Genomic DNA, 21689 nt, shown 5'->3' with positions numbered 1-21689 from the left:
AATGGCATGGGCGTATCTGATCCTGGGCGGCCTGTTCGAAGTCGGCTTCACGACCTGCCTTCGCTATGCCGATGGCTTTCGCAACGTGCCCTGGTCGCTGGGTTTCCTCGTCTCGGTGACGCTGTCGATGCTCCTGCTCGAAATCGCATCGCGCAGTATCCCGATGGGCACGGCCTATGCGGTGTGGACCGGCATCGGCGCACTCGGCACGGTGATCATCGGCATGCTCTGGTTCGGCGAGCCGTTCACGCTGCTGCGCTCGCTGCTGGTCCTCGGTGTGGTCGCCTGCATCGCCGGCCTCAAGCTGACGGCGCATTGATGGCGGTCGATGCGGGTCTCGTCGCCTGGGTTACCGAGGCACTGGAGACCGTCGGCAGCGTGACGATGCGCCGGATGATGGGCGGTGCGACGCTCTACATGGACGGCGCGGCGTTCGCGATCGTCACGTCGGACGGCGTGCTTCGGTTCAAGGCCGATGCCGAGAATGATGCGCTGTGGGATGCCGCGGGCTGCGAGCGCTTCAGCTACGAATTCGCCAATGGCCGGATCGGCACGATGAACTATCGCCGCGCGCCCGAGGATCTCTATGACGACGCCGACGCACTCCGCGAATGGGCGGCGCCCGCGATCGCGGCGGGCCAGCGCGCGCCGAAGAAAAAGCCGAAGAAGCGGTAGCTCCCCGGCTAGCCGCCCAGCACGTTGATTGTGAACGCGACGATGCCGAGGTTGAACACGAACGCGGCAAGGCAATGCAGCGTTACCACCTTGCGGATGCCGCGGTCGGTGACGGTGACATCGCTGGTCTGGAAGGTCATGCCCAGGCAGAAGGCGAAATAGACGAAGTCCCAATAATCCGGCTCGGGCGTTTCGGGGAATTCGAGCCCGCCCGCGTCGCTCCCATTGTCATCGCGATAGAAGAGATGAGCATAATGCAGCGCGTAGATCGTGTTGCTGAACACCCAGCAGAGCGCCAGCGTGCCTACGATCAGCCCGATCGAACCTGCGTCGGGCGACTGGCCCTGCATCAACTCGCTCGCCACCGCTACCAGGACGACAAGGCTCACCGCCAGGGTGATCAGTAGCAGCAGCAGCCGGTTGGCGTCGTTCCGCCTGGCCGAGCGGCGCATATCGTCCGAACGATGCCGCAGCAGTGGCAGGGCCGAGAGAAGGAACAGCGCGGCGCCGGTATCAAACCCGATCATCACGCCGGTGCGCAGGCCGGACATCGAGATTGCGGCCAGTGAAGCCGCGGCAGTGGCAGCGACGAACAACAGGAAGCGCGGTGGCGCGATCCGGTTGCCGATGCCGGGTTGGGTGGGGGTAGCCATCGGGCGAGCCTAGAGGCTGATCCGAGCGTGTGGAAGCAACCTGTACCCCGGCGAAGGCCGGGACCCAGTTGCAACGTTATTCGAGAGGGTGGTCTCCCCTCGCCGGGTTGGCTAAATCTGGCCCCGGCCTTCGCCGGGGTACAGATTCTGAGAAGAGAGGTTAGGCCGGTCAGCCCTGCGGCGTATCGACCCCGGTTGCGTCGACCGAAGCCTTCGCCGCCGCCTTGTCCGCGTCGTAGCGCTCGATCGCCTCCAGGGTGATCCGGCGCGCATCCTCGGCGCCGCCCCAGGTGCCGACGCGCACCCACTTCTTCTTCTCCAGGTCCTTATAGTGCGTGAAGAAGTGCTCGATCTGCTCCATCACGATGCTGGGCAGGTCGTCCTTTTCCTCGATGTCCGAGTAATAGGGAAAGGTCTTGTCGTCGGGAACGCATACCAGCTTCTCGTCGCCGCCGGCCTCGTCCTCGAGGTTGAGCACCGCGATCGGACGCGCGCGCACGACGCAGCCCGGGATGAACGGCGAGCGGGCGATGACCAGCGCGTCGAGCGGATCGCCGTCGGGCGAGAGCGTGTGCGGCACGAAGCCGTAATTCGCGGGATAGCGCATAGGCGTGTGCAGGATGCGATCGACGAACAGTGCGCCGCTGGCCTTGTCGAACTCATATTTGACCGGCTCGCCACCGGTCGGGACTTCGATGATCACATTGAGAGTGTGCGGCGGATTTTCGCCCACCGGAATCAAGTCGATACGCATTTCGGACCTTGCTTGGTTTGGCGCCCCGCCCCGTCTCAGCGGGGCTGGAGCAACTTGTCGAGGCCAGCCTCTCCCGTGGCTGTCTTTACGAGGTGCGGATAGCGAAGCCCGCCATGATAGTCGATGGCAACATCGCGGAAACGATCGCCGCTCTTCACCAGCAATTTGATCGGGTCCTTGCCGCCCTTTGCCTGCTTCACCGCGTCCTTCAATCGGTCGCCGGTATAGGCGCGGCCGTTCACGGCGACGATCTCGTCGCCCAAGTCGATGCCGGCGTCGAACGCCGGGCTGTCCCAGGCGACGGTAGTGATGCCCTTGGCGCCGAGAGTCAGGCCGAGCGAGTAAGCGAGATCGATGGTAGCCTTGGGCGTCGCCTTGTTGGGCTCCTCGGTGTAGACCAGCTTGTAGCCGTTGCGCTCGAACCCGCCGAGCGGCGCGCGCTCCGAGACCTTGTTGACGCGTTGGTCGAGCAAGCTGCGCCAGTCATAGGGCTGGATCGTATTGAGCGTGCGGACGACGTCGTCGAACGTATAGGTGACCTGGCCATAGTCGCCGTCGCGGCCGCCGAAGAACGCCTTGGCGAAATCGTCGATCGACTTGGTGCCTTTCGATTGCTCGCGCAGGATCGAGTCGACTTCCATCCAGATCAGCAGGCCTTCGTTATAATAATCTTCCGAGCGCTGCCAGCTCACCCAGCCCTTGGGCGCGCGCGCCGAAATCACCGGATCGTTGGTGGTGTCGCCCATCGGCCGCCAATCGCGCGCCTTGCGATTGTCGAGGCTCGCCATGATCGAGGCATAGGATTCGAGCGTGTTGTCCTTGGTCACCAGCCCCGAGCGCGCCTGGAAGACATAGCCCCAGAATTGCGTCTGGCCTTCGTAGACCCAGAGCAACGAACCGCGGGTGGGGGTGCGGTAGTCGGGTGCCCATTGATCGGCGCCCCGGCGGTACTTGCCGTCCCAGCTATGGGTGAACTCGTGCGGCAGCAAATTGCGGCCGGTGGGATTGTCGTCCCATTTGATGAAATAGCCCGGCTTCACGCCGTTCTCGGAGCTTCGGTGATGTTCGAGCCCGATTCCGCCCAACTCGTCGGTGATCGAGAGCAGGAAGCGATAGTGATCATATTGCTGCGACCCCATCGCCTTGACCGCCTGGTCGACGAGCCGCTTGTGCGCCTCGATCTGCTCGGGCTTGGCCTCGAGCTCCTCGGGGCTGTCGGCAAAGGCGTCGAGCGTCACCCGCGGGCTGAGCGGGAAGGCGCGGTAATAGCGGCCCGCCAGCACCGGCGAATCGACCAGCACTTCGTAATTGGTCTTCTCATAGCTGTAGGTCGAGCCGACTGCCTTGGACGGCAGACCCGACGCCGCCGACCAGCCCTCGGGATACTTGACCTTGGCCTGGACCGGAATGCGGCGGACATAATAGCCGGCCGGATAGAGGCTCATCGAATTGAACTGCAGGCTCATCAGGTTCGGCGTCATGACGATGCGGCCCTGATCGGACACCGTGGCCGAGGCGAACTGGAATTCGAGGTCGAGCTTCCTGGCGCCGGCAGGCACGTCGATGTGGAAGGCGAAGACGTCGATCACGTCGCGCTTCCACGGCAGGACCTTGCCGTTTGCGCGGATCTGCAGCCCGGTCAGCTTCTCGATTTCGCCGCGGGGGCCATGCTTGCCGGGCAGCCATTTCGGATAGAGCAGCACCATATGGCCACTCTTCGCGACGGGGATCGTCTGCTTGACGCGGAAGATGCCGCGCTGGGTGTCGGTCGCGTCGATATCGAGCAGCAAGGTGCCGGGATAGGCAATGTCGCGCGCCTCGGGGATGCTGTTCTCGATCGGCACCGGCTGCGGCGCGGAATTCTGCGCGGCGGCAGGCACGGTGGTGGCGAGAAGCAGAGCGGCAAACGACAGCGCACGAAACATGGGCGGCGACCTCTTGGGAGGAAGGGATGGCGGCTCTTAGGCCGTTGGAATGCGGGCGGTAAAGGGGGCGGGCGCCTATCCTTCACCGCTCCCTAACCATTGCGGGCTAGATGTTTCGGCCATGTATCACGACCCCGCATTGGCCCGGCGCGTCGAGGCCGACCCGCGACCCCGCTCGGCGGTAAGCGGCGGCGTTGGCCTTGCCGGGCTGGCCGGCATGACCGCCTGGGTGATCGTCGCGCATGTCTTCCGGATGGACGGGCCCTATTCGGCGCTGGTCAATGTCGCCGCCTGCGCGCTGCCGATGGTGATCTGGTCGCTCGTCATCGACAAGGTGCACCGCAATCCCTCGACCGGGATCGACTGGAGCCTCGAGCGCCCGTGGCGCGAGACGTTCGACGTCTCGGTGACCAAGCTCACCGGGCTTTGGCTGACCTGGGGCGGGATCGCCGCGATCTATGCGCTCAGCCGCGTGTGGGGCGAGACGCGCTATGCCAATTATCCGTTCGCGATGAACTGCTTCATCGCCGTGGCGCCGGCCTTGTTCGTGCTGTCGATCCCCTATGTGCTGTGGATCGACCGCAAGCTGATCGAACCGCGCGACGGCGCCTGGTCGCTCGGCGCCTGGGCAATGGGCGCGGAGGGCTGGGACCGCGAGGCGATCTTCAACCATCTGCGCAGCTGGGTGGTGAAGGCGTTCTTCCTCGCCTTCATGGTCGCGATCGTCCCGCCGGGCTTCGCCGAATTCGTCTCAATCGATCCGATGACGGTATTCCGCAATCCGGTGGCGCTGGCGATGTACTGCGTCACCTTCATGTTCGTGATCGACGTGGCGTTCGCCACCGCGGGCTATATCCTCACCTTCCGCCCGCTCGACGCGCATATCCGCAGCGCCAATCCCTATACTGCTGGCTGGACCGCGGCGCTGATCTGCTATCCGCCGTTCCTGCTGATGGGCGAGGGCGGGCCTCTCGACTACCATCAGGGGACCGCCGACTGGTCATACTGGCTGGGCAATTTCCCCTGGGTCCTGCCGGTGCTTGGCGCCGTGCTGGTCGGGCTGACTGCGATCTACGCATGGGCGACGATCGCGTTCGGGCTGCGCTTCTCGAACCTCACCCATCGCGGGGTGCTGACGCACGGGCCCTACGCGTGGTCGCGGCATCCGGCGTACCTCTCGAAGAACCTGTTCTGGTGGCTCTCGACCATGCCGTTCCTCGCCACCACCGGCTGGCACGACGCAATCCGCAACGCTGCGGTGATGGCGTGCGTCAGCGGCGTTTATTACTGGCGCGCGCGGACCGAAGAGCGGCACCTCGGCAGCGATCCGGCCTATCAGGAATATTCGGCCTGGATGGCGCGCAATGGGTTGATGCCGCGGCTATTCGCGCGACTACGCGGTCAGAATTTCGCTTCCTCGTAGACCCGCGAAATATCGCCGGCCCAATCGCCGTTGAAGCGGTCGAGCAGAACCTGCGCCGGAACCTTGCCGGTGCGGACGATCTCGCGCAGCGGATCGAGGAAGCCGCTCTCGTTGTCGCCCGAGGCATTGAAGCGCGCGCGCGCGTTGAGCCCCGACGCAGCGATATCGAGCACCTGGCCGGCGATGTCGCGGAGCTTGCCGCCGCCCGGGATCGGCGCGTCGAGTGCAAGCTTGGGCACCGCGCTGCGCAGCGCCTCGCGCTGCTCCATCGACCAGCCTTTGACCAGCTCCCACGCCGCATCGAGCGCGGCATCGTCGTAGAGCAATCCGACCCACAAGGCCGGCAGCGCGCAAATCCGCCCCCAGCGCCCGCCATCGGCGCCGCGCATTTCGAGGAACTGCTTCATCCGCACTTCGGGGAAGGCCGTCGACAGGTGATCGGCCCAGTCGTCGATCGTCGGCTTGTGGCCGGGATAGGCGGGCAGCTCACCCCTCAGGAAATCGCGGAAGCTCTGCCCGGCGGCGTCGATATACTTCCCGTCGCGGTAGACGAAGTACATCGGCACATCGAGCGCATAGTCGGTGTAGCGCTCATAGCCAAAGCCCTCCTCGAACACGAAGGGCAGCATGCCGGTGCGCGCCGGATCGGTGTCCGACCAGATATGGCTGCGGAAGCTGAGGAAGCCGTTGGGTTTGCCCTCGGTGAACGGCGAGTTGGCGAACAGCGCGGTCGCCAACGGCTGGAGCGCGAGCCCGACGCGAAACTTCTTCGCCATGTCGGCTTCGGACCCGTAGTCGAGATTGACCTGGATCGTGCAGGTGCGCAGCATCATGTCGAGGCCCAGGCTACCGACGCGCGGCATGTGGCGCAGCATGATATCGTAGCGGCCCTTGGGCATGATCGGCAGCTCGGCGCGTGTCTTGTCGTGCCACATGCCGAGACCCAGGAAGCCGATACCGAGCCGGTCGCCGACTTCCTTGACTTGGCTGAGATGGCGGCCGGTCTCGGCGCAGGTCTCGTGCAGATTCTCCAGCGGCGCGCCGGACAGCTCAAACTGGCCGGCGGGCTCGAGGCTGATAGCGCCGTCGGGGCCCGAAAGCGCGATGATGTTCTCACCCTCATAGACCGGCTTCCAGCCATAATGGGTGAGGCCGATCAGCAGCGCATGGATGCCGCCGGGCTCCTCATAGCTCGGCGCGCGATGATCGGGCGTCTTCCAGTAGACGAACTTCTCGTGCTCCGTGCCGATCCGCCAGCGATCGCGCGGCTTCTCGCCGCGCGCGAAATATTCCACCAGCTGGGCACGGTCCTCGATAACCGCTGCGTTGCTGTTCGAAACGGTCTTCGTGCTCATCCGCGCGCCTTTACGCGCGCCCGATGACGCGCGCCAGTGGCAATATCATACCGTTCGGTCACCAATCCCCGACCGCGCCCATCCAAAGACTTACCGCCGCCGCCGCCGCGGTTTCGGCGCGCAGGATGCGCGGGCCGAGCGCGATTCCGACGGCCCTGGGATGCGCACGGATCGCGTCACGTTCTTCGGAATCGAAGCCGCCTTCGGGGCCGATCAGGATCGCGCCTGGGCCGGGATGGGCGCGCATCACGTCGAGCGCGGGCAGGCCACCGGTCTCGTCGGCGAAGAACAGGGTTCGCTCGTTCGGCCAGTCGCGAAGCATCGCCGGGAGCTTGACCGGTTCGACCAGTTCGGGGAGCGCGGTGCGGCCGCATTGCTCGGCAGCTTCGATCATATGGCTGCGCAGCCGATCGAGGTTGAGCTTATCGACCACCGCCCGTCGGGTGAGCACCGGCGCCACCCGCGCGACGCCGAGCTCGCAGGCTTTCTCGACGACCCAGTCGATCCGGCCCTTCTTGATCGGTGCGGCGCAGAGCCAGAGGTCGGGCACCGGCTCGCGTTCGCGCAGCTTTTCGGTCACGTCGAGCACGAGGTCCCGCTTGCCAACCGCCTGCGCAACGCCGAGCCATTCGCCGGTCCTGTCGTCGAACAGCTTCACCGGATCGCCGGCCTTCATCCGCATCACCTGGACCAGATAATGCGCCGGCGGGCCATCGATGCGCAGCGGGCCGGGCGCGAGCTCGGTCTCGACGAACAGGCGCGGGGTGGATTGCGGCGGCCAGGCGGGGGTTGCGGGCATGGGCGTTCCCTAACCTGCCACCATCTCTTCGTCACCCCGCGTCCCTATAAGCTCCCTTTCCTGCAAGCAGGGAAGGGAGCTTTATGGCGCCTCCGGAATGTCCTGCCGTGCACCCTTGCTGCCGTCGCGCGGAGGACGCCCGCCCAAGCCGCGCAGCTTCGGCAGTTCGCTTCTCTCGATCCTGCCGTCATGGTTGGCATCCAGCATCGCGAAGCGCGCCGAGGCCGCCTTGGCGAACTCGTCCGGATCGACGCCGCGATTGAGGTTGCGGTCGGCCACCGTCACCGGCTCGGGATAGTCGAGATAGCCGAAACGTGCCGCGCCTTGCTTGCTGCCCGCACCGCGATCGCCGCCGCCGCGCGGCCCGTCCATGCCGCCTGGGCCTTCGCCGCCGCCCGGCCCGCCGGGGCCACCACGCCGTCCGCCACCAGGACCGCCAGGGCCACGACCTGAACCGCGTCCGCCCGGACCCGCGCCGCCGCCCATGCCGCCGGTGCGGATCTCGGGCGCGAGCACGGTCTCGTAGCGCTCGATATCGTCGGGATCGATCTCGCCGTCCTTGCGCATGTCGAGGACCGCGAAAAAGCGCGTAGCGTCGGCGAGCATCTCATCCTCGCTGAGCGCGCCGTCCTTGTCGGTATCGGCGCCGTCGAACCAGACGTCGTGCGGGGCGAGACCGTCGGATGCGCCGCGATACGGCTCACCCATCGGGCTGATGAACAATGGGCCGCGCCGCGGCGGAGAATCCGGACGCCAATCGCCGGGAGGCGGACTTTCGGGCGGCGCATCCTGCGCCAAGGCGCCGCCGGTGCTCGCCAGCAAGATCAGACTTCCCAACATCAATGCACGCATGCGCCGCCTCCCGCGATTGAACCTGCGGGGAGCACTGCACGTGCTTTGTCGCGGCAATATGCCGGATTGTTGCAATCGCCGGCTTGATCTTTGCGCGTCCGGCGCGAAGGACAGCGCATGGCCGCCGCACCGGAAATCGTCCCCGACACCGAGCATCGCGGTCTGGTCGGGCTGTTGCCCGCCGCCGTGCGTCCGTTCGCGCTGCTTGCGCGGTTCGATCGGCCGATCGGCTGGTGGTTGCTGTTCTGGCCCGGCGCCTGGGCGATCGCATTGTCGGGCAACGCATTGGCGCGCTGGGATCTGATACTGTGGTTCCTGCTCGGCAGCATCGCGATGCGCGGGGCGGGGTGTGTCTACAACGATATCGTGGATCGCGATCTCGACCGGCAGGTCGCACGTACCGCCAGCCGCCCGCTGGCTAGCGGCGCGGTGTCGCTCAAGGCGGCCTGGGCGTGGTTGCTTGCTCTATGTGCGATCGGGCTGATCGTGCTGGTTCAGCTGACTCCGCTTGCCGCGGGCGTCGCAGTCGGCAGCCTCGCGCTGGTCGCCGCCTATCCCTTCATGAAACGTATCACCTGGTGGCCACAGGCGTGGCTGGGGTTCGTCTTCTCTTGGGCGGCGTTGGTCGGCTGGGCCGAGTCGCCCGATTGGGGCTGGCTGCCGGGGCTGCTGCTTTATGCCGGCTGCATTGTCTGGGTGATCGGCTACGACACGATCTATGCGCTGCAGGATGTCGAGGACGACGCGCTGGTCGGAGTGCGGTCCTCGGCGCGGCGGCTGGGAAGCCATGTCCGCGGCGGTGTCGCGGGCTTTTACGCGGTCGCGCTGGCATTGTGGGGCACGGCGTTCTGGCAGCTCCGGCCCGATCCGCTTGCGCTCCTCGCGCTATTGCCGATGGCGCTGCATCTCGGCTGGCAGGTGGCGACTCTGATCGCGGCCGATGGCGCTAATGCGCTTCACCGCTTTCGTTCGAACCGCAATGCCGGGCTGTTGATGTTCGCCGCCTGCTTCGTGGTGGGGCAGACACTTTGACGTGGGGCAGGCGGCTCCCTAAGTCGCTGCGATGCTGACTGAGTCCCAAGCCTGCGAACGCGTCCATGACATCGTCGATCGCGCGCGCGCGACCGGTGCCGATGCGTCGGACGCGGTGTTCGCCGCGGATCGCTCGCTGTCGGTCTCGGTGCGGATGGGCGCGCTGGAGGATGTCGAGCGGTCCGAAAGCGAGGAACTGGGCCTGCGCGTCTTTGTCGGGCGCCGTTCGGCAAGCGTATCGACTTCGGACTTGAGCAGCGACTCGCTAGATGCGCTGGTCGAACGCGCGATCGCGATGGCCCGCGAGGCGCCTGAGGACAAATGGGCCGGGCTCGCCCCGCAGGAGCGATTGATGCACGGCCACCCGCCATTGCTCGACCTGGACGACGGCGCGAACGACGATCCGCAGATGCTCAAGGCGCGGGCGCTCGCCGCCGAGGATGCCGCGCGCGCAGTGGAAGGCGTGACCAACAGCGAAGGCGGCAGCGCGGGGGCCAGCCGATCGGTGATGGCGATCGCCACCAGCCATGGCTTCACCGGTGCCTATGCCCAGACCAGCCACGGCGTGTCGGCCAGCGTGCTTGCTGGCAGCGGCGGCGCGATGGAACGCGACCATGCCCATCACAGCGCCCGTCACGCTTCCACGCTCGAATCACCTCAGGCGATCGGGCGGCTGGCGGGCGAACGCGCGGTGGCACGGCTCAATCCTGGCAAGGTACCTAGTGGCGCAATGCCGGTGGTGTTCGATCGCCGCGTCTCCGCCGGGCTGGTCGGGCATCTGCTCGGCGCGATCGGCGGGGCTTCGATCACGCGCAAGACCAGCTTTCTGCTCGATTGTCTGGGCAAGCAGGTGTTTGCGAAGGGCGTGACGATCTGCGACGATCCGCATCGTCCGCGCGGCCTGCGCTCGCGGCCGTTCGACGGGGAAGGGCTGCCGGTGCTGCCGCTGAAGTTGGTCGATGAAGGTATGCTGGAGACCTGGCTGCTCGACAGCGCCTCGGCGCGCCAGCTCGGGCTTGAGCCCACCGGCCATGCCGCGCGTGGCATCGCCGGGGCTCCGGGTGTTGCACCGAGCAATCTCTATATGCAGCCGGGCAACATTCCGCCCGAGACGTTGGTCGGCGAGATCGACCGCGGCATATTGGTGACCGAACTGATCGGGCAGGGCGTCAACGGCGTCACCGGCGACTACAGCCGCGGCGCCGCGGGTTTCCTGATCGAGAAGGGCGAGATTACCCGTGCCGTCTCCGAAATCACCATTGCGAGCAATCTCAAGGACATGTTCCTCGCGCTGACCCCGGCAAACGACCTCGAGTTCCGCTACGGGATCAACGCGCCGACCTTGCGCATCGACGGGATGACCATCGCCGGTGCGTGACCTGGCCGCCGAAGTTGCGAACATCGCCGCCGATGCCGGGCGGTTCGCGATACGGCTGTGGGACACCGATTTCCGGCGCTGGGAGAAATCGCCGGGCAACCCGGTCTGTGCAGTCGATCTCGAAGTCGACGGCATGCTGCGCTACCGGCTTGGCGAATTGCTTCCCGATGCCGGCTGGCTCTCCGAAGAGACGATCGACAATGCCGCGCGGCTCGATGCCGAGCGGATCTGGGTGGTCGATCCGATCGACGGCACCCGCGATTATCTCCGCGGACGGCCCGGCTGGGCCGTATCGGTGGCTTTGGTCGAGCGCGGTAGGCCGGTGATCGGAGTGCTCGATGCCCCGGCGCGCAGCGAGGTGTGGACGGCAGAGGCCGGCAAGGGCGCCTTCCGCAACGGCGAACGCCTGCGCGTCGCGGAGCGTGGTGAACTCGCCGGCGCACGCGTCCCCGCCGATCAATTGTCCAGGGTCGATCGCGACTTGGCGATGGTCGCCAAGCCCAATTCGATCGCGCTGCGCATCGCGATGGTCGCGGCGGGCGAGGCGGACCTGCTCGCGACGATCCGCTGGGGCAATGAATGGGACATCGCCGCCGCGGTGCTGCTCGCGCAGGAAGCCGGGGCGAGTGTGAGCGACGCCTTTGGCCGCCCGCTCGACTTCAATACCCCCGACGCGCAGGCATTCGGCGTGCTCGCCACGGCGCCGGGCATCCACGCCGCCGCCGTCGAGCGGCTTGCCGAGCGCGCCAGGGAAGCGATCGGCAAACCCTAGATCCGTCTCTGGTTGGCCTTCAGTTGACGAGGCAATCGGCTCGGAGCATCCTGCTAGAGCGACAGGCGGGGACTTGCGGGATGAAGGACGCAATCGAGATCATCAAGGCGATCCCGCCGCTCATTTGGCCGATTATACTTTGCATCGTTCTTTGGCGGTTGTTTCCGACGATCAAGTTGATTGCGTCGTCGCGTGCTTTTTCGGTGAAGATCGCCGGGATGGAAGTAAGCGTTCAGGATGCGACCGAACAATTGCGGCTGCAGATCGAGGATTTGCAGAAGCAAGTGATTTCCCTCCGCTCGGGCGCAGCGCTAGATACGGTGACGTCGGTCGAGACTCCGTCGAGCGCACCGGCGGCGCAATCGGCAAAGGGCCCTGCAATCCTGTGGGTCGATGACAAGCCTTCAGGCAATGCGTTCGAGATCGCCCAGCTCAAGAATCGTGGCGTGGAAGTGGCGCTGGCCCTGTCCACCGCCGACGCATTGGCCTGTCTCGCCAAACGGGACTTCGCCGCCGTCGTTTCCGACATGGGCCGGCGCGAGGAGGGGGCGTATAGGGGGAATGCCGGGATCGAGTTGCTGCACGCATTGAAGGAGCGCGACCCCGACATCGCCTTTCTCGTCTATACCGGCGCCCGGAGACTCGATCAGGCCAAGGCCGTGGTCATCGGAGCCGGGGGCGATGGCGCCACGGCTTCGCCTGTCGAGCTGCTCGAATGGGTTGCGCGCAAGACAGGCGTCAATTGACCGGCCTGACCCTCGCTCAGCGCGTTGCCACGGCGATGAGCGCGGTCGATGGCACCGGCAGCACGTCCCTGCCGTCGGCGCGCCGATAGACTTCGTCGATCACCGCTTTCTGGTCGTCGGGACCGAGCGTCGCCCAATCCTCGCTCAGCCCGAACTGGGTTTCGGGATCGAGATTGGTCATCCGCAGCAGATAGTCGCTTGTCATCGTCTCGATCACCGGCGCGTCGAAGCCCGCGGCGATCATCTCTGCGGACAGCTTCTCGGGATCGCCGAGAACGGTCACGCCCTCGGGCAGGCCGGTGCGCCACTCGCGTTTCGGGAACAGCGCGCGGACGACCTGGCCGAGCAGCAGGTGCGTCGCGGCGCCCTCGCTCTGCCATGTCGCGACAACGCCGTGCCCGCCGGATTTCGTCACCCGCGCCATCTCGGCGAGGCCCTTGCGCCAGTCGGGGAACATCATCACCCCGAACACCGAGAACACGGCGTCGAACGCTGCATCCGGCAAGTCGAGTGCCTGCCCGTCCATCGTGCGCCCTTCGAGATTGGGCAGGCCGTGCGCCGTCACCCGCGCCACCATTCCGCAAGAGAAGTCCGTCGCCAGTACCTGTGCGCCCGCCCGTGCCGCCGCCAACGCGAGCGCGCCGGTGCCCGTCGCCACGTCGAGCAGCCGGGTCTGCGGAGTCACCGGCACGCGCGCCAGCGCCGCCTCGGCAAAGGGCGCTGTGAACGGATGCGCGGTTTCCTCATAATGCTTCGCCATCTCGTTCCAGCGATCGGGGTCGTTCATTCGGCGCATTCCAACACTCCTGCGAATCATGTAACATCAAATGTATCATGAAGTGTCTCGCTTGCCAAATGCAGTGCGGGGATCGAGGGTTAAACGATGCGACGCGACAGCCGCCTTTCCCGGATGCTCCATGTGCTTTTGCATATGGCGCGGCATGACGGACCGATGACGTCGGACGCGATCGCGACGATGCTGCGGACCAATCCGGTGGTGGTGCGCCGGACGATGGCGGGCCTGCGCGACGCGGGCTATGTCCGCTCGGAAAAAGGACATGGCGGCGGCTGGGCACTCGCCTGCGACCTCGACGCGATCTCTCTGCTCGACGTGCACCGCGCGGTCGGCGGGCCGCAAATCTTCGCGATCGGCAACGAGGCCGGGCCGACGCATTGCCTGGTCGAGAAGCTGGTCAACGAATCGCTCGCCGACGCGCTGAGCGAGGCCGAGAACCTGCTGATCGCGCGGTTCGGTTCGGTCAGCCTCGGCCAGCTCGCGCGCGATTTTGACGCGCGTTACTGCGGCCCGCTGACTTCGTCGCCCTGATATTTGATCTGCAGGTAGCGCCCGCGCGTCGCCAGCAAGTCGAGGTCGCCCTGCGCGAGCTGGGCCGACATCTCGGCGATTTCGTCGTCGATCACCTGCAGGCCCTGCGCCAGCTGCTGGTCGGGGGTCAGCCCATTGCGCTCGACTCGGCGCAGCGGCTCGGGGACGCGGGCATAGCCCTTGATCAGCTCGGGCAGTTGCTCGCCCACCAGCTTGCGCACTTCGCCTGCTGCCGGCGATTTTTCATCAAGCAACGCCAGCTGCGGCGCGAGGAACTCCAGCTTCACCCCGATCGAATCGACCAGCCCGTGCACAGGCGCGGGCAAGGCGGGCCGCTGGGTGTCGAGCCAATGCTCGGTGGTGCGCGGCAAGGCCTTGAGCGGGATCTGGCTCAGTTGTTCTACTTCGGGCGCGCCGCCGCCCGCGGGCAACGCGGCGAACACGATCGTCGCCACGACCAGCAGCAGCGCGACCAGCATCGCGCCCATGATCCCCAGGGGTGCCACGGCGATCGCGAACACGATCGCGCCGACGATGATCGCAGCGTCGGCGATGGCGATCCGCGTGACGCGGCGGACGATCTCTGCCTCGCGGCGCCGGCGCAGGCGCTTGTCGGCGGCATTCGCGGGCGCACGGGCCCGCGAGCGCTCGATCAGCTCGTCGGCACGTGCGCGCAGGCGATCGACATCGGTCACGGGCTTACATCGCCTCCAGCTTGAAGGTGTCGGCCGATCCGCCGCCCTGGTTCTGCGCAGCGCCCTCGGCCCGGGCGATATAGCCCTTCGACTTCTCGACTTCGTTCGACAGCGTGTTGACCGTGGTCTTCATGCTGTCGAGCGCCTTGAGCTTGAACGTATCGATAGCGTCCATCGTGTCATAGATGTTCTGGAAGGCGCGCTGGAGCGTCTCGACCGGGATCGTCGCATTGGCGGCCTGTTCGTGGATCGACGCGGTGTTGCTCTTGAGCAGCGCGCCGGTCGAATCGATCAGCCCTGCGGTCGTCGTATTGATCGCAGTGATCTGGTCGAGCACCAGCTTCTGGTTGGTCAGCGCCTGCGCGACGGTGACCGCGGTGCGCAGTGCCGAGACGGTGGTGGTGCTGGCGCGATCGACGCCCTTCACCAGCTCGACATTGTTCTTCTTGACCAGATCGAGCGCCAGATAGCCCTGCACCGTCACCGCCATCTGGGTGAGCAAATCCTGCGTGCGCTGGCGGACGTAGAAGAGCGCGGTCTCGCGCAGCGCCTTCGCCTTGGCGGGGTCGCTGTGATCTAGCTCGTTGGCCTTGTCCTCGATCTTGGCGTCCATCGCCTTGGACAGATAGATCATCTGCTCGAGCCGGCCCATCGCGTTCCACAGGTTTGCACGCTCGGTGTCGATCGCTGCATTGTCCATCAGCAGCTCGTCCTTGCCGCTGGACAGGCTCTTGAGGATGCCCTGGATGTGGCTCTGCGAGGACTGGTACTTGCGGAAATACTGCTTGAGCGGCGATCCGCCGAACAGCTTCGACAGGAAGCCGTCATTGCCTCCGATCAGCTTGCCGTTGCGGCCCGGATCTAGCTCTTCGACGGTCTTGCGCAGCTGGAGCAGGTCGGCGCCGACGCCGGTGTCATTGCCCATCGCGCGCACCGGGCGATCGAGGAAGCGATTGGACTGGCCCGCCGCATCGCGGATTTCCTTCTGCCCCATCGCCGCAATCGCATCGACGCGCTTGCCGAATTCCGGCGAGTTGACGTCCTGCGCGACGAGATCGTCGATAAAGCCCTCGACGCGCTTCTCGAGCTCGTTCTTCTTGGTGTCTTCCACCGGCACGAGGCCCGCTGCCTTTTCGGGTGCGATCACCGCCACCGGATCGGGCGGCGTGAGAACCAGTTCCTTCTCGGCCACTGCAGTCTCGGTCGCCATGCGCATATCTCCAAAGCTGTGGCGACTACCCATACGGGCATCGCCGCAGCGATCCAAGTGTGTCAGTTAAATAGTACACGCCCCGGCCTTCGCCAAGGTCAGCCGCGCGCCGCCTTAAGCGCATTTCCCCACCAGGCGATCTCGTCGAATCCGTGGCCGAGCCACTTCAGGTCCTTGTCGTCGCCGGTGAACACCCCGTCCTTCACCTTCCCCCACACGCCCATGATGTGGACCGAACCTTCGAGCGCGGCCATCTGCAGCTCGCGCGAAATGCAGGTTAGCAGCTCGATCGAGCGCGCGGCGCCGTTGCCGCCATAGCCGACATACGTCACCGGCTTGCGGTTCCACTCGCCATAGACGAAGTCGAGTGCGTTCTTGAGCACGGCGGGCGGGCCGTGATTATATTCGGGGCAGATCAGGATATAGCCGTCGGCGCTCCCGATCTTCTCGGCCCAGCGACGCTGGAGCGGATCGGTGTAGTTCCCCTTAGCGGGCGGATCGCGGAAGGAATAAAAGGGCAGGTCCCAATCCTTGAGGTCGATCAGCTCGCAGGCGAGTTCTTCGCGCCCCGCTGCCTGCTCGATCACCCATTTGCCGACCGGCAATGCCATGCGTCCTTCGCGAACGCTTCCCAGGATGACGAGGATGTTGAGTGGTTCGGCCATGTGTTTATCCCTAGCGGTGCTTGCCCTTCCCGCAACGCACAAATTGCGCTAAGGGCCCCGGCGCACCGCACTTCAGCGGCATCCAGGACATACGCATGAACCTCCGCAACGTGGCGATCATCGCCCACGTCGATCATGGCAAGACCACGCTCGTCGATCAGCTCTTCCGCCAGTCCGGCACGTTCCGCGACAACCAGCGCATCGAAGAGCGCGCGATGGACTCGAACGACCTCGAAAAGGAGCGCGGGATCACGATTCTCGCCAAGGCCACTTCGGTCGAGTGGGAAGGCACGCGGATCAACATCGTCGATACGCCCGGCCACGCCGATTTCGGCGGCGAGGTGGAGCGCATCCTGTCGATGGTCGATGGCGTGATCCTGCTGGTCGATGCGTCGGAAGGTGCGATGCCGCAGACCAAGTTCGTGACCGGCAAGGCATTGAAGCTCGGCCTGCGTCCGATCGTCGTCGTCAACAAGATCGATCGCCCGGACGAGCGCATCCAGGAAGTGCTCGACGAAGTGTTCGACCTGTTCGTCAGCTTGGAAGCTACCGACGAGCAGCTCGATTTCCCCGTGCTCTACGCGTCGGGCCGCAACGGCTATGCCAATGCGTCGCCGGATCTGCGCGAAGGCACGTTGAAGCCGCTGTTCCAGAAGATCGTCGATCACGTTCCGGCCCCCTCGGCCGATCCGGACGGTCCGTTCAAGTTCCTGGTCACGCTGCTCGATCGTGACAACTTCCTCGGCCGCATCCTCACCGGCCTGGTCTTTTCGGGCTCGGTCAAGACCAACCAGGCGATCCATGCGCTCGATAACGACGGCAAGATCGTCGAGACCGGCCGCGCATCGAAGATCATGACCTTCCGCGGGCTCGAGCGCGTGCCCACCGACGAAGCCAATGCCGGCGACATCATCAGCCTCGCCGGCCTGACCGTCGCGACGGTGTCGAACACGATCTGCGACCCGACCGTTACCGAGCCGCTGCATGCCCAGGCAATCGATCCGCCGACGCTATCGATGCGCTTCGCCGTCAACGATTCGCCGATGGCGGGCCGCGAGGGTACCAAGGTGACGTCGCGCATGATCCGCGACCGCCTGTTCCGCGAAGCCGAATCGAACGTCGCGATCAAGGTGACCGAAGCCGCCGACCGCGATTCGTACGAAGTCGCCGGCCGCGGCGAGCTCCAGCTCGGCGTGCTGATCGAGACGATGCGCCGCGAGGGCTTCGAGCTCGGCATCAGCCGCCCGCGCGTGCTGTTCGGTGAGGATGAGAGCGGCCAGAAGACCGAGCCGTACGAAACCGTCATCATCGACGTGGACGACGAATATTCGGGCACGGTCGTCGAGAAGATGGCGATCCGCAAGGCCGAGCTTACCGACATGCGCCCCTCGGGCGGCGGCAAGACCCGCATCACCTTCTCGGCGCCTTCGCGCGGGATGATCGGCTATCATGGCGAGTTCCTGTCGGACACGCGCGGCACGGGCATCATGAACCGGTTGTTCGAGAAGTACGGCCCTCACAAGGGCAAGATCGAAGGCCGCAAGAACGGCGTGCTTATCTCGAACGGCTCGGGCGAAGCCAACAGCTACGCGCTGGGTCCGCTCGAAGAGCGCGGCATCCTGTTCGTCGGCCATGGCGAGGCGCTCTATGAGGGCATGATCGTCGGCGAGAACGCCAAGCCGGACGACCTTGAAGTCAATCCGATGAAGGCCAAGCAGCTGACCAACTTCCGCGCTTCGGGCGGCAAGGACGATGCGATCCGCCTCACTCCGCCGAAGAAAGCGACGCTCGAGCAGGCCATCGCGTATATCGACGATGACGAGATGGTCGAAGTCACGCCCAAGTCGATCCGCCTGCGCAAGCGCTATCTCGATCCGCACGAGCGGAAGAAGGCTTCGCGCGCCAAGATGGTCGCGTAACAGCTGAAAATATAAAAGGCGCCGGGGGAAACTCCGGCGCCTTTTATATTGGTTCCAGTGCTGCGCTATTCTTTGCGCGCGCCTGCCTCAGGTTAATTGCGGAGGCGTTAACCCCATTTCAACGCGCGCCGCGCCACAAACGGGCTTCCTCGCCGCAACGAGCAGGCTTTCCCATGCTGCATGCACCGGTTATCCCATCCTATGATTTCATGCCGCCGCTGTTCATCAAGGAGCAGTCGGAAATCGAAGTGAAGGTCGGCGAGACGCCGTTCTTCTACAATGACAACGGCACGCCCACCTATCGCGCCAGCTTGCCCGACGGGGTAACGCCGCTCACGCCCGCGCGCACCGGTCCGGAAGTCGCAATCGGCGCCGAGCACCGCGTCACCGGCACGATCGGCGTCAAGCAGACTCCGCCATATGGCAACGAGACCCAATTGGGCTTCGAGGGCGATGCGATCCGCTACGAACCGATGTGGGCGACGCGCGACACCGCCGCCGCGTTCGGCATCACGCTGGTCGAGCCGGGGCAGGGCATCGAAGTCAGCAGCCCGGGCGGCCTGCTCCATCAGGTCGAGTATGAATATGGCGTGTTCGCCGGGCATTGGTCGCCCTATCAGGACACCAACGCGAACGGCCCGACGCTGCTGAGCGTGGTGTGCACCGACCTCGAGCATCATGATTTCCCGCACGTCTTTGCCTCGACTGATCCCAATTTCCCGCTGGTGATCTCGGTTGCGCGCTATTGGCATGGCGAGGGGCGGATCCGCCTCGCCGATCTGTGGGTGCCGCGGGGCTCGGCGCTCTATATTCCGCCCAAGCCGCTTCTGCTCGGCAGCCAGTGCATCGACTTGCACAACAACCGCAATTCGGCGCGCGCCTGCTGGGGCGACATCCACCAGAGTTCGGTGCTGACTCACACGCTGCTGCAAACCTCGGGTACGTTCACCTATTGGTATTGGAATGCAGTGGATACCGTGCACACCCATCTGCCCGAGGTGCACCTCCCATGACCATGCCGCTGCACGACAAGTATTTCGATCAGTTCCGGGCGCTCCCGGCAGGCGGCGACGATCCCACGCTCTACAAGACGCTGCTCGAATCGACGATGGCGATCCCGTGGAAGATCGACTGGGCGACGATGCGCTTCGCCTATATCGGCCCGCAGATCGAGCCGCTGCTCGGATGGAGCGCCGAAAGCTGGGTTTCGGTCGAGGACTGGTCCTCGCGGATCCATCCCGACGATCGCGACAATGTCGTCAAATTCTGCGTGTCGCAGTCGGTCGCGGGGGTCGATCACGAGGCCGATTATCGCGCGCTGACCAAGGACAAGGGCTATGTCTGGATCCGCGACGTCGTCCATGTCGTGCGCAACGAAGCGGGCGAAGTCGAAAGCCTGATCGGCTTCATGTTCGACATCAGCGAGCGCAAGCGGATCGAGCATGAGCTGTTCAAGATGCAGAAGAAGCTGGAGGCGCTGTCGTTCGAGGACGGCCTGACCGGCAGCGCGAACCGGCGCCTGTTCGACGAGCGCCTCGGCGCCGAGTGGCGGAGCGCCTGTTCGGTGCAGCAGCCGCTTTCGCTGGTGCTGCTCGATATCGACCATTTCAAGCTGTACAACGACCTCTACGGCCATGTTCAGGGTGACGAATGCCTCGTCAAGGTCGCCGCTGCGCTGAAGGCCGGTGGACGCCAGCGCGACATCGTCGCGCGCTATGGCGGCGAGGAATTCGCACTGCTGTTGCCCGAAACCGACGAGGCCGAGGCCCTGCAGATCGCCGAGAAATGCCGGCAGGCGGTCGAGGCGCTCCAGGTCCGGCACGGCAATTCGGACTGCAGCGCGGTGGTTACCGTTAGCGTGGGCGTGGGCACCGTCATTCCCCCCACCGACGGCGAGGCGCGGCACTTCTGCGACGCAGTCGACAAGCTGCTCTACACCGCCAAGCAGACCGGCCGTAACCGCGTGGTATCGACCTTCTCCGCCTGACCGCGCCGGGCCTCAGCTGGCTGCGCTGGAAGAGCGCTCGATCCCGAGCAGCAATTCCTTCGCTGCCAGCCCGCCGGCGAAGCCGGTCAGCGCGCCGGTGGTGCCGATCACCCGGTGGCAGGGCGCGATGATCGAAATCGGATTGCGTCCGTTCGCCGCGCCCACCGCGCGCGCGGCGCTAGGCCGGCCGATCTGCCGTGCGATCGCGCCATAGCTGCGCGTCTCGCCGAACGGGATCGTCAGCAGCGCCGCCCACACGCTCTTCTGGAAATCGGTGCCGTGGAAATCGAGCGGCACGTCGAAGCGTGTCCGCTCGCCGGCGAAATAATCGCCCAGCTGGCGCTCCGCCTCGGTGAGCACCGGATGGTCCGGCGCTTCTTCCAGATCGCCAATCCGCACGCGGCCGGGGCGGTCCTTCTCCCACAGGACTGCCCGCAGCCCCGCATCGCTCGCCACCAGCGTCAGCGTGCCCACCGGCGAGGGCATCGTCTTGAACTTGTCGGTCATGGAATGTCCTTTCGTCGAAGGACCGTGCCGCGGGCGCGGCGCGAACGCTTCCCGCGGCTTGCGCTCAACCTGCCGCCATCTCCAGCAGCACCGCCCATTCCCCGGCGCGCACCGGCGTCACCGACAGGCGCGACTGGCGCAACACCTCGATCTGGGCGAGCCGCGGCTCCGCCTTGATGTCGGCGAGCGTCACCGGCCTGGCGAGCTTCTCGACCGGCTTCACTGCGACGCTGGCCCATTTGCCGTCGTCGCCGTCGGGTTGCCAGGCACGAGTGATTTCCATGATCCCCACCGCGGCCTTTTCGGTGTTCGAGTGGTAGAAGATCGCCTGATCGCCGGGCTGCATCTCCTTGAGGAAATTGCGCGCGGTATAGTTGCGCACGCCATTCCATTCGATGCCGCCGTCGCGGATCAGATCGTCCCACGAATAGGCGTCGGGTTCGGAGCGGAGGAGCCAGTAAGCCATCGCCGCCGATTACCCGCCTAAACCGCGGCTGAACACCCGATTCCGAACCCATTCAGCCGCCGCGCGTTAATTCTCCAGGTTCAGCGCCGCGACTCCACCCGGACTGCCGGCGCGCGTGAAGAGAGGAGCATATCATGGCCAATTTCGTCACCAGGGTCGTGCTCGGCACGGTTCTCGGCGCGAGCCTGCTGACCGCGGTCGCCCCGACTGCCGAGGCGCAGCGCTACGGCTATCGCGACCGCCATCATTATCGCGACCGGGATAACACCGGCACTGCCATCGTCGCAGGCATTGCCGGCCTGGCGATCGGCGCGGCGCTCGCGAGCGGCAACGACCGGCGCTACGATTACGACCGCCGCTATTACCGCGAGCGCGGCTATTATCCGACCGACGGCTATTATTATCGCGACTATCAGCGGCGCTATCGGGGCGACTGGAACCGGTGCAGCGTACGCCGGGTCTATGATCCCTATCTCGATCGCCCGGTGCGCGTGCGCTACTGCCGCTAGCCGATGAGACGAACGCGCGGCGCGGGCCCGGGCCCGCGCC

General features: G+C 65.5%; 24 protein-coding genes. 12 read left to right on the top strand and 12 right to left on the bottom strand.

The window, feature by feature from the left end:
- Position 1 precedes the first annotated feature (1 nt).
- Both BXU08_RS10330 and BXU08_RS10325 read left to right on the top strand, forming a co-directional pair.
- Positions 2-319, top strand: coding sequence for a multidrug efflux SMR transporter (locus BXU08_RS10330; protein ID WP_077509983.1), 318 nt, complete (start codon positions 2-4; stop codon positions 317-319).
- Positions 319-675, top strand: a complete 357-nt coding sequence (locus tag BXU08_RS10325; RefSeq protein WP_077509982.1) for a TfoX/Sxy family protein — start codon at positions 319-321, stop codon at positions 673-675. Before BXU08_RS10330 ends, BXU08_RS10325 begins: the two co-directional genes overlap by 1 nt.
- A gap of 8 nt (positions 676-683) precedes the next feature.
- Here the strand turns inward: BXU08_RS10325 and BXU08_RS10320 are convergent, their stop codons facing one another.
- The 3 genes from BXU08_RS10320 to BXU08_RS10310 form a co-directional block, all read right to left on the bottom strand.
- Complete coding sequence (locus BXU08_RS10320; RefSeq protein ID WP_171982494.1) at positions 684-1328, bottom strand: DUF1345 domain-containing protein; 645 nt, start codon at positions 1326-1328, stop codon at positions 684-686.
- 169 nt (positions 1329-1497) lie between these two features.
- Positions 1498-2082, bottom strand: coding sequence for an inorganic diphosphatase (gene ppa, locus BXU08_RS10315; protein ID WP_077509981.1), 585 nt, complete (start codon positions 2080-2082; stop codon positions 1498-1500).
- A gap of 35 nt (positions 2083-2117) precedes the next feature.
- The gene (locus BXU08_RS10310; RefSeq protein ID WP_077509980.1) at positions 2118-4007 is read right to left on the bottom strand and encodes a M61 family metallopeptidase; all 1890 of its coding nucleotides are present in this window, start codon (positions 4005-4007) and stop codon (positions 2118-2120) included.
- A 121-nt stretch (positions 4008-4128) separates the two neighbouring features.
- Here BXU08_RS10310 and BXU08_RS10305 point away from each other — a divergent pair, with 121 nt between their 5' ends.
- Positions 4129-5430 carry an isoprenylcysteine carboxylmethyltransferase family protein gene (locus BXU08_RS10305; protein WP_171982493.1) on the top strand — a complete coding sequence of 434 codons (1302 nt, stop codon included), beginning with the start codon at positions 4129-4131 and terminating at the stop codon, positions 5428-5430.
- On the opposite strand, the gene BXU08_RS10300 is transcribed toward BXU08_RS10305, so the two are convergent.
- The 3 genes from BXU08_RS10300 to BXU08_RS10290 form a co-directional block, all read right to left on the bottom strand.
- The gene (locus BXU08_RS10300; protein WP_077509979.1) at positions 5409-6785 is read right to left on the bottom strand and encodes a glutamate--cysteine ligase; all 1377 of its coding nucleotides are present in this window, start codon (positions 6783-6785) and stop codon (positions 5409-5411) included. The genes BXU08_RS10305 and BXU08_RS10300 overlap by 22 nt on opposite strands.
- Before the next feature lie 58 nt (positions 6786-6843).
- The gene (locus BXU08_RS10295) at positions 6844-7584 is read right to left on the bottom strand and encodes a 16S rRNA (uracil(1498)-N(3))-methyltransferase (protein ID WP_077509978.1); all 741 of its coding nucleotides are present in this window, start codon (positions 7582-7584) and stop codon (positions 6844-6846) included.
- Between the two features lie 81 nt (positions 7585-7665).
- Positions 7666-8436, bottom strand: a complete 771-nt coding sequence (locus BXU08_RS10290) for a hypothetical protein (protein ID WP_077509977.1) — start codon at positions 8434-8436, stop codon at positions 7666-7668.
- Positions 8437-8553: 117 nt separating this feature from the next.
- On the opposite strand from BXU08_RS10290, the gene ubiA reads away from it, so the two are divergent.
- The 4 genes from ubiA (at position 8554) to BXU08_RS10270 (ending at position 12364) form a co-directional block, all read left to right on the top strand.
- Positions 8554-9468, top strand: a complete 915-nt coding sequence (gene ubiA / locus BXU08_RS10285) for a 4-hydroxybenzoate octaprenyltransferase (RefSeq protein WP_077509976.1) — start codon at positions 8554-8556, stop codon at positions 9466-9468.
- 31 nt (positions 9469-9499) lie between these two features.
- Positions 9500-10846 (top strand): TldD/PmbA family protein, encoded by a 1347-nt coding sequence (locus tag BXU08_RS10280; protein WP_077509975.1) that lies wholly within the window; start codon positions 9500-9502, stop codon positions 10844-10846.
- Positions 10839-11618 (top strand): 3'(2'),5'-bisphosphate nucleotidase CysQ, encoded by a 780-nt coding sequence (locus BXU08_RS10275; protein WP_077509974.1) that lies wholly within the window; start codon positions 10839-10841, stop codon positions 11616-11618. Before BXU08_RS10280 ends, BXU08_RS10275 begins: the two co-directional genes overlap by 8 nt.
- Before the next feature lie 80 nt (positions 11619-11698).
- Positions 11699-12364 carry a response regulator gene (locus BXU08_RS10270; protein ID WP_077509973.1) on the top strand — a complete coding sequence of 222 codons (666 nt, stop codon included), beginning with the start codon at positions 11699-11701 and terminating at the stop codon, positions 12362-12364.
- Positions 12365-12380: 16 nt separating this feature from the next.
- On the opposite strand, the gene BXU08_RS10265 is transcribed toward BXU08_RS10270, so the two are convergent.
- Positions 12381-13151 (bottom strand): class I SAM-dependent methyltransferase, encoded by a 771-nt coding sequence (locus BXU08_RS10265; RefSeq protein WP_253190335.1) that lies wholly within the window; start codon positions 13149-13151, stop codon positions 12381-12383.
- Between the two features lie 96 nt (positions 13152-13247).
- Between BXU08_RS10265 and BXU08_RS10260 the strand changes: the two genes are divergently transcribed.
- Positions 13248-13691, top strand: a complete 444-nt coding sequence (locus tag BXU08_RS10260) for an Rrf2 family transcriptional regulator (protein WP_077509971.1) — start codon at positions 13248-13250, stop codon at positions 13689-13691.
- Here the strand turns inward: BXU08_RS10260 and BXU08_RS10255 are convergent.
- From BXU08_RS10255 to BXU08_RS10245, 3 genes are all read right to left on the bottom strand, one after another.
- Positions 13661-14386 carry a hypothetical protein gene (locus tag BXU08_RS10255; RefSeq protein WP_077509970.1) on the bottom strand — a complete coding sequence of 242 codons (726 nt, stop codon included), beginning with the start codon at positions 14384-14386 and terminating at the stop codon, positions 13661-13663. The genes BXU08_RS10260 and BXU08_RS10255 overlap by 31 nt on opposite strands.
- A 4-nt stretch (positions 14387-14390) precedes the next feature.
- The gene (locus BXU08_RS10250; protein WP_077512255.1) at positions 14391-15596 is read right to left on the bottom strand and encodes a toxic anion resistance protein; all 1206 of its coding nucleotides are present in this window, start codon (positions 15594-15596) and stop codon (positions 14391-14393) included.
- Positions 15597-15694: 98 nt separating this feature from the next.
- Positions 15695-16261 carry an NADPH-dependent FMN reductase gene (locus tag BXU08_RS10245; RefSeq protein ID WP_077509969.1) on the bottom strand — a complete coding sequence of 189 codons (567 nt, stop codon included), beginning with the start codon at positions 16259-16261 and terminating at the stop codon, positions 15695-15697.
- Between the two features lie 95 nt (positions 16262-16356).
- Here BXU08_RS10245 and typA point away from each other — a divergent pair, with 95 nt between their 5' ends.
- The 3 genes from typA (at position 16357) to BXU08_RS10230 (ending at position 20167) form a co-directional block, all read left to right on the top strand.
- Complete coding sequence (gene typA / locus BXU08_RS10240) at positions 16357-18180, top strand: translational GTPase TypA (RefSeq protein ID WP_077509968.1); 1824 nt, start codon at positions 16357-16359, stop codon at positions 18178-18180.
- A gap of 173 nt (positions 18181-18353) precedes the next feature.
- A complete protein-coding gene (locus BXU08_RS10235) occupies positions 18354-19193 on the top strand; it encodes a hypothetical protein (RefSeq protein WP_077509967.1) in 840 nt (279 codons plus the stop codon).
- Entirely contained in the window at positions 19190-20167 is a 978-nt protein-coding gene (locus BXU08_RS10230; RefSeq protein ID WP_077509966.1) for a sensor domain-containing diguanylate cyclase, read from the top strand. The genes BXU08_RS10235 and BXU08_RS10230 overlap by 4 nt, the downstream gene beginning before the upstream one ends.
- Positions 20168-20179: 12 nt before the next feature.
- Here the strand turns inward: BXU08_RS10230 and BXU08_RS10225 are convergent, their stop codons facing one another.
- Both BXU08_RS10225 and BXU08_RS10220 read right to left on the bottom strand, forming a co-directional pair.
- Positions 20180-20674: a methylated-DNA--[protein]-cysteine S-methyltransferase gene (locus BXU08_RS10225; RefSeq protein WP_077509965.1), complete on the bottom strand. Its 495-nt coding sequence runs from the start codon at positions 20672-20674 to the stop codon at positions 20180-20182.
- A gap of 64 nt (positions 20675-20738) precedes the next feature.
- Positions 20739-21140: an EVE domain-containing protein gene (locus BXU08_RS10220; protein WP_077509964.1), complete on the bottom strand. Its 402-nt coding sequence runs from the start codon at positions 21138-21140 to the stop codon at positions 20739-20741.
- A gap of 134 nt (positions 21141-21274) precedes the next feature.
- Between BXU08_RS10220 and BXU08_RS10215 the strand changes: the two genes are divergently transcribed.
- Positions 21275-21649 carry a hypothetical protein gene (locus BXU08_RS10215; protein ID WP_077509963.1) on the top strand — a complete coding sequence of 125 codons (375 nt, stop codon included), beginning with the start codon at positions 21275-21277 and terminating at the stop codon, positions 21647-21649.
- Positions 21650-21689: the final 40 nt, after the last annotated feature.

The sequence above is a fragment of the Sphingomonas sp. LM7 genome (assembly GCF_002002925.1).
GTDB lineage: Bacteria > Pseudomonadota > Alphaproteobacteria > Sphingomonadales > Sphingomonadaceae > Sphingomonas.
The sequence above is the reverse complement of the archived record's forward strand: the minus strand, read 5'-3'. Positions and strand labels throughout refer to the sequence as shown.

What these genes read in the sequence shown, in the direction of transcription:
- BXU08_RS10325 (WP_077509982.1), top strand. Translation starts at nt 319, where the DNA reads ATGGCGGTCGATGCGGGTCTCGTCGCCTGGGTTACCGAGGCACTGGAG.
- BXU08_RS10250 (WP_077512255.1), bottom strand. Translation starts at nt 15,596, where the DNA reads ATGGCGACCGAGACTGCAGTGGCCGAGAAGGAACTGGTTCTCACGCCG.
- BXU08_RS10280 (WP_077509975.1), top strand. Translation starts at nt 9,500, where the DNA reads ATGCTGACTGAGTCCCAAGCCTGCGAACGCGTCCATGACATCGTCGAT.
- BXU08_RS10245 (WP_077509969.1), bottom strand. Translation starts at nt 16,261, where the DNA reads ATGGCCGAACCACTCAACATCCTCGTCATCCTGGGAAGCGTTCGCGAA.
- BXU08_RS10270 (WP_077509973.1), top strand. Translation starts at nt 11,699, where the DNA reads ATGAAGGACGCAATCGAGATCATCAAGGCGATCCCGCCGCTCATTTGG.
- BXU08_RS10310 (WP_077509980.1), bottom strand. Translation starts at nt 4,007, where the DNA reads ATGTTTCGTGCGCTGTCGTTTGCCGCTCTGCTTCTCGCCACCACCGTG.
- BXU08_RS10215 (WP_077509963.1), top strand. Translation starts at nt 21,275, where the DNA reads ATGGCCAATTTCGTCACCAGGGTCGTGCTCGGCACGGTTCTCGGCGCG.
- BXU08_RS10265 (WP_253190335.1), bottom strand. Translation starts at nt 13,151, where the DNA reads ATGAACGACCCCGATCGCTGGAACGAGATGGCGAAGCATTATGAGGAA.
- BXU08_RS10230 (WP_077509966.1), top strand. Translation starts at nt 19,190, where the DNA reads ATGACCATGCCGCTGCACGACAAGTATTTCGATCAGTTCCGGGCGCTC.
- ppa (WP_077509981.1), bottom strand. Translation starts at nt 2,082, where the DNA reads ATGCGTATCGACTTGATTCCGGTGGGCGAAAATCCGCCGCACACTCTC.
- BXU08_RS10290 (WP_077509977.1), bottom strand. Translation starts at nt 8,436, where the DNA reads ATGCGTGCATTGATGTTGGGAAGTCTGATCTTGCTGGCGAGCACCGGC.
- BXU08_RS10305 (WP_171982493.1), top strand. Translation starts at nt 4,129, where the DNA reads ATGTATCACGACCCCGCATTGGCCCGGCGCGTCGAGGCCGACCCGCGA.
- ubiA (WP_077509976.1), top strand. Translation starts at nt 8,554, where the DNA reads ATGGCCGCCGCACCGGAAATCGTCCCCGACACCGAGCATCGCGGTCTG.
- BXU08_RS10320 (WP_171982494.1), bottom strand. Translation starts at nt 1,328, where the DNA reads ATGGCTACCCCCACCCAACCCGGCATCGGCAACCGGATCGCGCCACCG.
- BXU08_RS10300 (WP_077509979.1), bottom strand. Translation starts at nt 6,785, where the DNA reads ATGAGCACGAAGACCGTTTCGAACAGCAACGCAGCGGTTATCGAGGAC.
- typA (WP_077509968.1), top strand. Translation starts at nt 16,357, where the DNA reads ATGAACCTCCGCAACGTGGCGATCATCGCCCACGTCGATCATGGCAAG.
- BXU08_RS10225 (WP_077509965.1), bottom strand. Translation starts at nt 20,674, where the DNA reads ATGACCGACAAGTTCAAGACGATGCCCTCGCCGGTGGGCACGCTGACG.
- BXU08_RS10295 (WP_077509978.1), bottom strand. Translation starts at nt 7,584, where the DNA reads ATGCCCGCAACCCCCGCCTGGCCGCCGCAATCCACCCCGCGCCTGTTC.
- BXU08_RS10260 (WP_077509971.1), top strand. Translation starts at nt 13,248, where the DNA reads ATGCGACGCGACAGCCGCCTTTCCCGGATGCTCCATGTGCTTTTGCAT.
- BXU08_RS10330 (WP_077509983.1), top strand. Translation starts at nt 2, where the DNA reads ATGGCATGGGCGTATCTGATCCTGGGCGGCCTGTTCGAAGTCGGCTTC.
- BXU08_RS10220 (WP_077509964.1), bottom strand. Translation starts at nt 21,140, where the DNA reads ATGGCTTACTGGCTCCTCCGCTCCGAACCCGACGCCTATTCGTGGGAC.
- BXU08_RS10235 (WP_077509967.1), top strand. Translation starts at nt 18,354, where the DNA reads ATGCTGCATGCACCGGTTATCCCATCCTATGATTTCATGCCGCCGCTG.